The organism is Rothia sp. SD9660Na (assembly GCF_030064065.1).
GTDB lineage: Bacteria > Actinomycetota > Actinomycetes > Actinomycetales > Micrococcaceae > Rothia.
This window is the reverse complement of the sequence record NZ_CP125946.1, coordinates 1,703,240-1,715,304: the sequence shown is the minus strand read 5'-3', so window position 1 is coordinate 1,715,304 and position 12,065 is coordinate 1,703,240. Positions and strand designations below refer to the sequence as shown.

Here is a 12,065-nt window from a genome sequence, read left to right as displayed (position 1 = left end):
CTTGAAAAACCGCCCCTAACCCAGTAATGTTAAGAGCTGTTTGCAAGTGGAACCCAGGTTCCCACCCGCTGCCGCCAACTCTGGCGACCGGGTCAGCACCCGCAGCCTCCCTCTGGGAAGCAAAAATGGTAGCAGCGCCGCCTGCCGGCGTCCGCTCCCTCAAGTGCGGGTAGGTAACTGGAGCCTCCGCTTGCTAGCCGCAACCGGGGGCTTTTTCGCTCCCACAGAAATTCACGGGGGACACCCCCACCACAAGCAACAGGAGCTTTGTCATTAGCGATCCACGCATCAACGACCGCATTCGCGTTCCGGAAGTTCGACTCGTCGGCCCCGGCGGTGAACAGGTCGGTATTGTCCGCGTAGAAGATGCACTGCGTCTTGCTCAGGAGTCTGACCTTGACCTGGTTGAGGTTGCTCCCAACGCTAAGCCGCCTGTGTGCAAGCTTATGGACTTCGGCAAGTACAAGTACGAAGCCGCAGTCAAGGCACGTGAATCTCGTAAGAAGCAGGTCAATGCTTCTTTGAAGGAAATCCGTTTCCGCCTCAAGATTGATACCCATGACTACGAAACCAAGGTCGGGCACGCACGTCGTTTCCTAGCTGGCGGTGACAAGGTCAAGGCTATGATTCAGTTCCGTGGTCGTGAACAGCAGCGCCCCGAGATGGGTGTGCGACTGCTTGAACGCATGGCGAACGACCTGACCGAGGTTGGCACCGTAGAGTCCAACCCTCGCGTTGACGGTCGCAACATGGTGATGGTTCTTGCCCCGCTTCGCGGCAAGCAGGAAGCCCGCCGTGAGAGCCAGAAGTCAGGTGGCCGCAAGGGTCGCGAACGCGTCAACACCACCGAGGCAACCCCTGTAACTAACTCCCTGGCAGATGCAATGCCTGAGGAGCTCAAGGCACAGGCGTCAGCCGAATAGGAGCTGTTTAGACAACCAGGTGCAAGCTCGTGTAGGGTTTCGTGCTTGGTCGTCGTCCGCTTACCGCCGTTTTTATTGAGAAATAAAGGCACCGGTGGGCGGGCAGAACACCCTTAAAACTTCCCCGCCCGCCGGGGACGTTGAGTTTTTCAGTTCCTCACCCCGTAACCGGGGCGAGGGTAGAACGTAAGGAGAATCGGCTCATGCCGAAGCAGAAGACCCACTCTGGTGCTAAGAAGCGCTTCAAGCTCACCGGTACTGGCAAGGTTAAGCGCCAGCAGGCCAACCGCCGCCACTACCTCGAGCACAAGTCATCCCGTCTGACCCGTCGTCTGGCATCTGACCAGATCGTAACCGGCGGCCAGGCTAAGGTCATCAAGAAGATGCTGGGCAAGTAACCTCCTTCTTTTTGAAGCTTCGCCCCGCAAGGGCGCACCAAAAGTAGATATTTTCTCTCCTGCACCAGCGCTAGATTTTTAGCTGGGTAGGACACAAGACGTTAGGAGACACACGTGGCACGTGTGAAGCGCGCGGTTAACGCGCACAAGAAGCGCCGAGTAATCCTTGATCGTGCATCAGGCTACCGTGGCCAGCGTTCACGCCTTTACCGTAAGGCTAAGGAACAGGTCACTCACTCACTGGTATACAGCTACGACCACCGTCGTAAGAAGAAGGGCGACTTCCGTCGTCTCTGGATCCAGCGTATCAACGCAGCTGCACGCGCTGAGGGCCTGACCTACAACCGCTTCATCCAGGGCCTGAAGGCTGCTGAGGTTGAGGTTGACCGTCGTATGCTGGCTGAGCTGGCTGTTAACGAGCCTGCTGCTTTCTCAGCTCTGGTTGAAATCGCTAAGAACAACCTGCCTGAGGACACTTCAGCTCCCAAGGCTGCCTAAATCTTTTTAGGTTTGTCTTTCCCCACCTAGCAGGTGGGGTGCGGACGCCGCCTCCCGCTTTCCTGCCGCTGGGCAGGGGAGCAAGGGGGCGGCGTCCTTGTATTTTGCGGTAAATGTTGGGGCTGGCGTGTCGGCAGCGGCACAAGGTTGCTGTCTTTATGACAGTATTCGCAGCATCACCCCGTCCTTTTCACGGCCTACTACAGGTGCGAAGCCCTCAGCTAGGTAGAGGTTGCGGGCGAAGTTATCGGCTTCTACAGAGAGGCTCATCTGGTTCAAGTTTCTGGTGGCAGCTTCTGAAATGATGGCATGTAGAAGCACACGGCCAAGACCGCGGCCGCGGTGCTCTTCTGATACCCAGAGGCTGACTTCGGGGGTTGTTTCGTCGATGTAACCGTAACCGGGGTCGTCCGCTGACAAGTAGAGGGCCCAGACTACCCCAGCTGGTTCTTCATCGTGGTATGCGGCGATACCAAAATCGCCGCGTGCTGGTTTACAACGGGTGTAGTGGGAAAATTCAGGACGGGTGCGGACGTCCGTGAGCGTGAAACGCGGCCCACACCAGTTCATGGTTCCCAGAGTCGCTTGTTCGAGCAGAGGAGTATCTTCTGCGCTGAGCGCGCGATAAGTGTAGGTTAGCATGATTTCAAGGGTAGATATTTAGAGCTAGACCTTGTGCATGGGGTCTTAGAGCAATTACTTTTTCTTGGCTGGAAAGGGAATACTGGTATCTTATCTGTAGACTTCTCGTCTATGCCCTAGTTTGAGCACTAATATAACCAGTTCCCCGTGTTCTACTTCGTAGATGATTCTGTAATTTCCTGTGCGGATTCGGAGCTCACCGGCACCACCCTTGAGCTGAATTGCTCCCTGAGGGTAGGGGTTGCTCTGCAGGGCTTCTATTGCTGTGATAATTTGTCGGGCTATCTGCCGATCCAGCTTCTTGAGTGTTCTGGCTGCGGTAGGGGTATAGGTGATGGTGTAGGGCATGGACGTCAGTTACAAGCCGAGTTCCTTAAGCAGATCTTCGTGACTGATTCTTTCATTCTCTGAGCGTGCTTTTGTGGCGTCTGCGATATCTGCCTGGTCTTCAAGGGCTTTGATGGCGCGGTCAAAAAAATCAGGAGATACCACAACTGCCCGGCGTTTTGCCCCGCGTGAAGTGAGCTCTACGGGTGCTTTTTGTGCTGCCGCAATGTAATCGCTTTGATTTGCACGGAACTCTGAGAGGGTTGCTGTAGTCATGACTTAAAAGTACATCTTGTACAAAATGGTTTCAAGAGGTAGTTATTTCTATGTAAAAAAGCCCACCCCGCTTTTGTCCGTGGGCGGACGGCGGCGGGGTAGGCTTCTGCGATACCTGGAGTGTGCGGTGGGGTTGGGTCTTGTTAGTTGACCCAGGTAATGACCTCTTCTGCGGGTTTGCGGGTCTGGGGCCAGGGGAGGTCTTCGGTGCGGTAGCCGAGAGCGAGCATAGAGACAATGCCTTCGGTCGCGGGGTCGATGATGCCGTGTTCAGCCAGGAGGGTGTTGGCCTTGTCTGCGTTGAAGCCTTCGATGGGGCAGGAGTCAACGCCGATGAGAGCGGCTGCGGTCATCATGTTGCCCAGGGCAATGTAGGTTTGCTTGGCTGACCAGTCGAAAAGGGCGCGGTCGGTGGTGAGCCCCATGTCGTTGACCTGGAAGCTCTTGTAGGTTTCGAGGGCCTTAGCGTGGTCTTCGGGGGAGAGGTTGCGGGAGGTGAGCGATGCCTGCATATGGGGGCCGTCGTGCTGCATGTTGCGGTTGGCTAGGAGCAGGATGAAGTGGCTTGCGCCGCCGAGCTGGCGGGCTGCACCCCAGCTGAAGGGCTTGAGGACTTCACGGATCTCGGGGTTCTGAAGGACGACGAAACGCCAACCTTGAGCGCCGACGGAGCTAGGGGAGAGGCGGGCGATTTCGAGGATGTAGTTGATGTCGTCGTCGCTGATTTTCTTCTCGGGATCGAAGAACTTGATGGCGCGGCGGCGGTGGGCGGCGTCGAGGACGAGCTGCTTGATGTCTTGGTTCTGCACGGGGCATTCCTTGCGGTTTGGTTTATAGTGCCTACTGCTCAACACCTGGGGCATTAAGTTTATTCCGGAGCGGGTTGATAGCAATGAAAAATACATAGGGAGTCACCTACTAGAATTTGAGTAGAAACCGGAATAGGTGGATATGGCTAGTTCAGCCATGCACACCGGAAAGAAAGACTAAATGAGTCAGGAACTTGAGCGGGCAGAGTTGCACCGCGCCCTATGGAAAATTGCGAATGACCTGCGCGGTAGCGTTGACGGATGGGACTTCAAACAATACGTTTTGGGGTTCATGTTCTACCGCTTTATCTCGGAAAACCTCACGGTCTACCTTGATAGCGAGTTAGATGAGGGCGACCCCAGCTATGCAACCCTGACCAATGTCGAGATTGCTGAGAACCCGGAGGCTATCGAAGATACAGTTGAGGAAAAGGGCTTCTTTATCTTCCCTGAGGACCTTTTCGAGAATGTTCGTCAGCGCGCTAACCATAACAATGACAACCTGAACGAAGAATTACAGGAAATTTTCAAGCGAATTGAATCCTCGGCTAGCGGGATTCTGAGCGAAGAAGATAACAAGATCCGTGGTCTCTTCGATGACCTGGATGTTAACAGTAATAAGCTGGGGTCTTCTATTCCTAAGCGGAATAACCTGTTGCGGAAGTTGCTCAACGAGGTGGGTAACTTCAAGCTGAGTAGCTTCGCGGATTCCCATAACGATACCTTTGGCGACGCTTATGAGTACCTGATGGGTATGTATGCTTCAAGTGCGGGTAAGTCGGGCGGTGAGTACTATACCCCGCAGGCTGTGTCTGAGCTGCTGGCGCATATTGCTGTGGCTGGTAAGGAGAAGGTCAACAAGGTCTATGACCCGGCCTGTGGCTCAGGTGGTCTACTCCTGAAGTTTGCCAAGGTTTTGGGTAAGGAAAACGTCAAGGAAGGTTTCTTTGGCCAGGAGATTAACCTGACCACCCGTAACCTGGCCGTGATTAATATGTTCCTGCATGACCTCAACTATGCGAACTTTGATATCGCCCATGGGGATACCTTGCTTGATCCGGCTCACCGCGATATTGAGCCTTTTGAGGCGATTGTGTCCAACCCGCCGTATTCTGTGAAGTGGGAGGGCGACGCTAACCCCCTGCTTATTAACGATGAGCGTTTTGCCCCGGCTGGTGTGCTGGCTCCTAAGTCGAAGGCTGACCTGGCTTTTACCATGCATATTCTGCACTGGCTGGCAGAGAACGGGACGGCTGCCATTGTTGAGTTCCCCGGTGTGCTGTACCGCGGGGGAGCAGAGGGCAAGATCCGTAAGTACCTGATTGATGGTAACTATGTGGACGCCGTGATTCAGCTTCCGCCGGACCTCTTCTTTGGTACCACCATTGGTACCTGCATTATTGTGCTCAAGAAATCGAAGAAGGACAACAAGACTCTCTTTGTAGACGCCTCGGCCCTCTTTGAGCGTTCAGGTAATAAGAATACTCTGACTGAGGCCCACCGCCAGCAGATTCTTGACGCACTCGCCGAGCGCCAAGACATTGACTATTTCGCCCGGCTAGTTGATAACAGCGCTATTGCTGAGAACGACTATAACCTTTCAGTGTCCTCCTACGTTGAAGCTGAGGACACCCGTGAGGTCATCGATATAGTTGCTCTGAATGCTGAGATTGAGCAAATCGTTGCCCGCCAGTCTCAGCTGCGTATTGAAATTGACGCCATTGTGGCGGAACTCGAGGAAGGTAAATAGGGATGAAGGCTGTTGATTCTAACCTGCTAGATCTCTTGAAGAAAAGTGAACGATTTGTAGTCCCAATCTACCAGCGGGTTTACTCATGGGGAGTTGATGAGTGCGCCCAGCTCTGGAAGGACCTTATGAGGGCGGGCTCAAGGGCGAGCTTAGCTAGTCACTTTACGGGGTCAATTGTTTATATTGAGAAGGGACAGAGCTCAAATACGGCCAAGGAGCCTGACCTGCTGATTGACGGCCAGCAGCGTGTTACTACGGTTACTCTTATTCTTGCTGCACTGGCAGCCTATTTGGAAACCCTACCGGTGGAGGAAGGGGAACCTATAGCTGGTTTTTCACCCCAGAAGATTCGTGGAAAGTTCCTGACGAATGAGTACGAAGAAGGTGATGACTTCTTCAAACTGACCTTGACGAACAGGGATAAGGAGGCCCTGCAACGGGTTATTAGAGGTCTTGACCTCACTGACGAGAGCTCCCGGGTTACAGCTAATTTCAGGTACTTTGTAGATAATATCGCTGATCTTGACAAAGAGGAGCTACAGCAGCTCTGTCAGGGGCTGAGCAAACTAGTAGTAGTTGATGTTAAGCTGACGCGCGGGCAGGATGACCCTCAACTGGTCTTTGAATCAATGAACGCCACTGGTAAGAAGCTTTCTCAGGCTGACCTGATTCGTAACTTTGTGTTGATGGACCTTCCACAAGGGATACAGGTTCAGCTCTACCAGGACTACTGGTTCCCCATGGAGAAAATTTTTGCTGACCATAATGAACGCCGTTTTGATGAGTTTGTTCGCCACTATCTGACAATGAAGACAAAGAGGATCCCCCGCATTTCGGATGTCTATGAGGCCTATAAGGAGTTTGCCTTCAGCCAGGGGGCAGATAGCGATAGCTGGAAGCAGGATTTAGTTTCTGATCTTTATTCTTTTGCTACATATTTTTCGAATATGGCCTTTGGATTGGAGAAGGACCAGCAGTTGACCCAACGTTTTGCTGAGATGGAACAATTGGCAACGGTTGCTTACCCCTTTCAGTTGCGGTTATATGCTGACTACGAAAGGAAGATTCTAAGTCACCAGGAATTTCTAAAAGTATTGGATGCTCTGATTTCTTACCTTTTCCGTAGAAACGTCTGTAGTATTCCAACCAACAGCCTGAATAAGACTTTTAATACTCTGGTGAATCGAGTAAATACTGAGGATTACGTAAACTCTGTACTTGGTTATTTACTGGCTTTGACGGATTATCGCCGTTTTCCCACTAATCTGGAATTTATTGAGAAGTTGGAGAACGAAGACCTCTACTTTAGCCAAAAGAAGAACTACCTGCTGCATAAGCTGGAGAACTTTGGTAGTAAGGAGGTTGTGCCGACTGCCCAGTACACGGTGGAGCACATCATGCCCCAGACCATTACTGCAGAGTGGAAGGCTGAGCTGGGGGATAACTGGGAAGAGGTACACCGTTACTTTGTGCATACCCTAGGGAACTTGACTCTAACAGGTTATAACCCTGAGTATTCGAATCGTTCCTTTGAGCAGAAGCGTGATATGGAGGGTGGTTTTGCTATGAGCCCTCTTCGGCTGAATCTTTCTTTGCGGGAGCAGGCCTCTTGGGGGCAGGCTGAGATTGAGGCTAGGGCTAGTGAATTATCTGCTAAGGCTGTTCAATTGTGGGCCTACCCTGAGGTTCCTGAAGATGTTGTTGCCCAGTATGCGGGGGGCGGCGAAACATCTTTTGACTGGTCAACTGCTCATGCGATTCTTGAGGCTTTACCTTATGGTAAATGGACTAACTATCAGGAGCTGGCAGAAGCTGTTGGAACAGGAGCGCAGGCCATGGCCTACCATCTAACGAACCACTCTGCCTGTGTTAATGCTTACCGAGTCTTGACCTGGGATGGTCGGGTGGCTGAGGGTTTCCGCTGGACGGATGAAAAGGATACTCGAAAGGTCATTGAGGTTCTAGCTGAGGACGGGATTAGGCTTGATGAGGGGGTTGCGGATGCCCACCAACGACTTAACTCCGCAGAACTACTGGCCTTGCTTGATGAAGGGGAGCTGTAATGAGTAGGATTGCTGAACTCATCGAAGAGCTATGTCCAAATGGGGTTGTGCACCTGTCGATGGGGGCAACTGGAACCTTTACGCGAGGCAACGGTATTCAAAAGAAAGATTTCCTTGAACAAGGGTTTCCTGCAATACATTACGGTCAAATATTTACTCGATATGGGTTGTGGGCTTCAGAAACTTACATATTTATTGACAAAGCGGTTGCTAGTAAATCTAAGCTAGCGCAACCTGGTGATGTTGTAATCGCTACTACAAGTGAAAACGATGAGGACCTGGCGAAAGCTGTTGCATGGCTAGGCAATTCTCCAGTTGCTGTAAGTAGTGACGCTATGATTTACTCTCCAGAAAACCTTAATCCAAAATTTGTTTCTTACTTTCTAAACTCGACAGACTTTCAGAAGCAAAAAGAAAAGTTTATTACTGGAACTAAAGTTAAAAGAATATCATCACAGAATTTTTCCAAGATTAAAATCCCTGTGCCACCGCTGAAAATTCAGGAAGAAATTGTTAGAATATTAGATAGATTCACCTTGCTGGAGGCTGAGCTGGAGGCTGAGCTGGAGGCTGAGCTGGAGGCGCGGAGAAAGCAACATGCTCATTTCAGGGATTCTCTTTTGGTCCGAAAAGAAATGGAATCCTCCCAGGTGGTTGAGCTGAAAGAGGTTTGTGATTTCGAGTATGGCTTGACAGAAACAGCTAAAAGTGAGGGTTCTGTTAGGTTTATCCGAATTACAGATATTGATGAGAATGGACATCTGAAAAAAGATTCTCTTGCTTATGTGGAGGATTCTCCTGAGTCTCGAAAGAAAAGGTTAAGTTTTGGAGATGTGGTTGTGGCGCGAACTGGTGCGTCCTTTGGTAAATCTCTTTACTTTGACAAACCTATAGATGCTTCTTATGCCTCATTTTTGATTAAGGTTACCTGTCGAAACGGGGTTTTAGATGGTAAGTACCTGTGGCATTTTATGCAATCAAGCTATTACTGGAAACAGGCTGAAATTCTTGTCAGTCGTGGTGGGCAACCTCAGTTTAATTCTAACGCTATTTCTAGAGTTAAGATACCTGTTCCTGATATGAAAAAGCAGAAAGAAATAGTTATTCTATTAGATAAATTTGACGCCCTTGCCAATGACATTAGTTCCGGCCTGCCTGCTGAAATCGCTGCCCGCCGCAAACAGTACGAGTACTACCGCGACCAGCTCCTCACCTTCAAAGAACTCCAACCAGAAGCCGCCTAACCCCCTCTAACACCGTCGCCCCGGCACACCACACCCGAAGGCCAGCCGGGGCGACACCGCCCACACCACACAGCCACACGCCTCTGAATCAGCCAAGAAAGAACAACCATGGCCATCAAGCACAACCCAGCCCACACCATCACCCCCATCCTGCTCACCGAAGAGCACACCGTCGCCAGCGAAATCCCCGTCACCGCCGACCAAGAACGCACCTACCAAACCGAAGCCCAACTCATCGCAACCCTCCAAGGTCAGGCCTACGACTACCTCCCCCTCCACACCGCAGAAGACCTCAAAAACAACCTGCGCACCCAGCTCGAAAAACTCAACAACTACCAGCTCACAGACACCGAATGGGAACGCTTCTACACCACCGTCGTAGCAAACCCAACCGCCAGCCACACCGACAAAACCCAAATCATCCAACGTGAGCCCATCCAACCCTGCACCCTCGACGACGGCACCATCAAAAACTTCAAACTCATCGACCGCCGCGACATCCACAACAACACCCTGCAAGTCATCAACCAGTACGTCACCGATGGGGGGAGCTGCCTCAAACCGCTACGACGTGACCATCCTTGTCAACGGCCTACCCCTCGTCCACGTAGAACTCAAACGCCGCGGGGTCGAAATTCAAGAAGCCTTCAACCAGATTCGCCGCTACCAGAAAGACTCCTTCTGGGCAGATTCCGGCCTCTATGACTACATCCAAATCTTCGTTATCTCCAACGGCACCAGAACCAAGTACTACTCCAACACCGTCCGCTACAAACACGTAGACTCCCAGCGATCACAGCGTCGCCGTCGTCAGGCTAGCGCCGACTCCTTCGAATTCACCAGCTGGTGGGCCACCGACAACAACAAACGAATCAGCGACCTCATCCCCTTCGCAAAAACCTTCTTCGCCCGGCACACGCTGCTCAACATCCTCACCCGCTACTGTGTCTTTACCGTCGACAAAGACCTCCTGGTCATGCGGCCCTACCAAATTGTGGCCACCGAAAAAATCCTGCGAAAAATCCTCATCGCCACAAACTACAAAAAACAGGGCACCATCGACGCAGGCGGCTACATCTGGCACACCACAGGGTCAGGTAAAACCCTCACCAGCTTCAAAACCGCCCAGCTCGCCAAAGACCTCGACACCGTACACAAGGTCCTCTTCGTTGTCGACCGCAAAGACCTGGACTACCAGACCATGAAGGAATACGACGCCTTCCAAAAGGGCGCCGCGAATTCCAATACCTCAACAAAGATTCTTAAAGGCCAGCTTGAAGACCCCGGGGCCCAAATCATTATCACCACTATTCAAAAACTCGACCAGTTCATCAAGAAGAACCCCGGCCACCCCATCTTTGCTGAACCCGTCGTCCTCATCTTCGACGAATGCCACCGCTCCCAGTTCGGCGACATGCACACAGCAATCACTCGCAACTTCAAAAAATACTTCATGTTCGGGTTCACCGGCACCCCCATCTTCGAAGCCAACGCAAAAAGCGGCGGGAACGTCAAACTCCGTACCACCCAGGATGCCTTCGGCGAAAAACTGCACACCTACACCATCGTCGACGCTATCGGTGACAAGAACGTGCTGCCCTTCCGCGTCGAATACCACAACAGCGTCAAACTGGCAGACAAGGTTGACGACGCAGAGGTATACAGCATTGCAACAGAAGCCGCTATGCGCTCACCCGAACGCATCAAACCCATCGTGCGCTACATCCTCGACCACTACGACCAAAAAACAAAGCGCAACGAAACCTACCAGCTCAAAGACAAGCGCCTTGAAGGCTTCAACTCAATCCTGGCCACCGCCTCCATCGAAGCGGCTAGAATCTACTACAGTAATTTCCAAAAAATTCAACAGCAGCGGCTAGAAGAACACGGCATAGAACCCCTCAAGATCGCAGTAATCTACTCTGCCGCACCAAATAACGACGACTCTGATGACTTCCTTGCAGAGGAATCGCTGAACCCCAGCGAGCTCGATATGGACTCATTTATGTTCCTGCAAGAGGCCGTATCTGACTACAACGAGATGTTTGACAGGTCCTTCGACCTTACTGGTGAAGGCTTCGACAGGTACTACAAAGACGTCTCAAAGAAAATGAAGAACCGAGAACTAGACCTGCTTATCGTGGTCAATATGTTCCTCACCGGCTTCGATTCCAAGACCGTCAACACCCTTTGGGTCGATAAAAACATGAAGTCCCACGGCCTGATTCAGGCCTTTAGTCGCACTAACCGCATTCTCAACTCAGTCAAAACCTACGGCAACATCGTCTGCTTCCGAAACCTCGAGACCGAAACCGATGAAGCACTCGCCCTCTTCGGCAACAAAGACGCCCGTGCCACCGTCCTGCTCAAACCCTACGCAGAGTACCTCGAAACCTACCGCGAAAACCTTGAAGCCCTGCAGAAAGACTTCTCCCTCGACGTGCTGGGCTCAGGAGGGCTCGGCGAACAAGCGCAGAAAGAGTTCGTCAAGCTCTTCGGTGAGGTACTGAAGCTCCGGAACATCCTGTCAGCCTTTGATGAATTTGAAGCTGACGACACTCTTGCTCCACGCGACGTGCAAGACTACCAATCGCACTACCTCGATATCTATCGCAGTATGCGGGAACGCAGCGAGAACAACCCTGTAGATATTACCGAAGATCTTGTCTTCGAAATCGAACTCATCAAACAGGTTTCGGTCGGTGTTGACCATATTCTCATGCTGGTCGAACAGTACCGGCGAAGTAACGGAACCGATGAGGAAGTGCGCTCGCAGATTACACGTGCCGTTGATTCAAGCCCCACCCTGCACAACAAAAAGGACCTCATCGAAGACTTCCTCGACAAGGTCTCCTTCGACGAGGACGACGTGCAGGGCGAATGGAAGAAGCACGTTCAGGAGCAGTCTTCAGCCGAACTCAACAAGATTATTGAAGAGGAAAAGCTGAACCCTGAACCTACACGAGCGCTGATAGCTGATGCATGGTTGGCCGGGGGAGTACCTACCCATGGGGAACGCATTGGTCGGCTGATGAAGGCCACCGGCTCCCGTTTTGCTCGCCCCGCAAACGGGCGAAAGTCGTGCTGCACGTAAGGAACGTCTTATCAACCGTTTACAGCGGTTCTACGAGCGAT

The 12,065-nt window shown here is 52.0% G+C and carries 11 protein-coding genes and 1 pseudogene; 8 read left to right on the top strand and 4 right to left on the bottom strand.

What is annotated here, in order from left to right; translation table 11 throughout:
* Positions 1-272 precede the first annotated feature (272 nt).
* From infC to rplT, 3 genes are all read left to right on the top strand, one after another.
* Positions 273-923 carry a translation initiation factor IF-3 gene (gene infC, locus QM007_RS08090; RefSeq protein WP_083093583.1) on the top strand — a complete coding sequence of 217 codons (651 nt, stop codon included), beginning with the start codon at positions 273-275 and terminating at the stop codon, positions 921-923.
* Positions 924-1,126: 203 nt separating this feature from the next.
* Positions 1,127-1,321, top strand: a complete 195-nt coding sequence (gene rpmI, locus QM007_RS08085) for a 50S ribosomal protein L35 (RefSeq protein ID WP_135011425.1) — start codon at positions 1,127-1,129, stop codon at positions 1,319-1,321.
* A 114-nt stretch (positions 1,322-1,435) separates the two neighbouring features.
* Entirely contained in the window at positions 1,436-1,819 is a 384-nt protein-coding gene (rplT, locus tag QM007_RS08080; RefSeq protein WP_135011424.1) for a 50S ribosomal protein L20, read from the top strand.
* A 156-nt stretch (positions 1,820-1,975) separates the two neighbouring features.
* On the opposite strand, the gene QM007_RS08075 is transcribed toward rplT, so the two are convergent.
* The 4 genes from QM007_RS08075 to QM007_RS08060 form a co-directional block, all read right to left on the bottom strand.
* Entirely contained in the window at positions 1,976-2,461 is a 486-nt protein-coding gene (locus QM007_RS08075) for a GNAT family N-acetyltransferase (protein WP_283489484.1), read from the bottom strand.
* A 90-nt stretch (positions 2,462-2,551) separates the two neighbouring features.
* Complete coding sequence (locus QM007_RS08070; protein WP_283489483.1) at positions 2,552-2,809, bottom strand: type II toxin-antitoxin system RelE family toxin; 258 nt, start codon at positions 2,807-2,809, stop codon at positions 2,552-2,554.
* Positions 2,810-2,818: 9 nt separating this feature from the next.
* Positions 2,819-3,064 (bottom strand): type II toxin-antitoxin system prevent-host-death family antitoxin, encoded by a 246-nt coding sequence (locus QM007_RS08065; protein ID WP_283489482.1) that lies wholly within the window; start codon positions 3,062-3,064, stop codon positions 2,819-2,821.
* A 143-nt stretch (positions 3,065-3,207) separates the two neighbouring features.
* Positions 3,208-3,873, bottom strand: coding sequence for an NAD(P)H-dependent oxidoreductase (locus QM007_RS08060; RefSeq protein WP_283489481.1), 666 nt, complete (start codon positions 3,871-3,873; stop codon positions 3,208-3,210).
* A 181-nt stretch (positions 3,874-4,054) separates the two neighbouring features.
* On the opposite strand from QM007_RS08060, the gene QM007_RS08055 reads away from it, so the two are divergent.
* From QM007_RS08055 to QM007_RS08035, 5 genes and pseudogenes are all read left to right on the top strand, one after another.
* Positions 4,055-5,623: a type I restriction-modification system subunit M gene (locus QM007_RS08055; protein ID WP_283489480.1), complete on the top strand. Its 1,569-nt coding sequence runs from the start codon at positions 4,055-4,057 to the stop codon at positions 5,621-5,623.
* Between the two features lie 2 nt (positions 5,624-5,625).
* Positions 5,626-7,686, top strand: a complete 2,061-nt coding sequence (locus tag QM007_RS08050; RefSeq protein WP_283489479.1) for a DUF262 domain-containing protein — start codon at positions 5,626-5,628, stop codon at positions 7,684-7,686.
* Positions 7,686-8,930: a restriction endonuclease subunit S gene (locus tag QM007_RS08045; RefSeq protein WP_283489478.1), complete on the top strand. Its 1,245-nt coding sequence runs from the start codon at positions 7,686-7,688 to the stop codon at positions 8,928-8,930. Before QM007_RS08050 ends, QM007_RS08045 begins: the two co-directional genes overlap by 1 nt.
* Positions 8,931-9,038: 108 nt before the next feature.
* Positions 9,039-9,416: pseudogene (locus QM007_RS08040) on the top strand (type I restriction endonuclease); the annotation flags it as partial.
* A gap of 85 nt (positions 9,417-9,501) precedes the next feature.
* A complete protein-coding gene (locus QM007_RS08035; protein WP_283489477.1) occupies positions 9,502-12,024 on the top strand; it encodes a type I restriction endonuclease subunit R in 2,523 nt (840 codons plus the stop codon).
* Positions 12,025-12,065: the final 41 nt, after the last annotated feature.

What these genes read in the sequence shown, in the direction of transcription:
- rpmI (WP_135011425.1), top strand. Translation starts at nt 1,127, where the DNA reads ATGCCGAAGCAGAAGACCCACTCTGGTGCTAAGAAGCGCTTCAAGCTC.
- QM007_RS08055 (WP_283489480.1), top strand. Translation starts at nt 4,055, where the DNA reads ATGAGTCAGGAACTTGAGCGGGCAGAGTTGCACCGCGCCCTATGGAAA.
- QM007_RS08050 (WP_283489479.1), top strand. Translation starts at nt 5,626, where the DNA reads ATGAAGGCTGTTGATTCTAACCTGCTAGATCTCTTGAAGAAAAGTGAA.
- QM007_RS08045 (WP_283489478.1), top strand. Translation starts at nt 7,686, where the DNA reads ATGAGTAGGATTGCTGAACTCATCGAAGAGCTATGTCCAAATGGGGTT.
- QM007_RS08070 (WP_283489483.1), bottom strand. Translation starts at nt 2,809, where the DNA reads ATGCCCTACACCATCACCTATACCCCTACCGCAGCCAGAACACTCAAG.
- QM007_RS08065 (WP_283489482.1), bottom strand. Translation starts at nt 3,064, where the DNA reads ATGACTACAGCAACCCTCTCAGAGTTCCGTGCAAATCAAAGCGATTAC.
- QM007_RS08075 (WP_283489484.1), bottom strand. Translation starts at nt 2,461, where the DNA reads ATGCTAACCTACACTTATCGCGCGCTCAGCGCAGAAGATACTCCTCTG.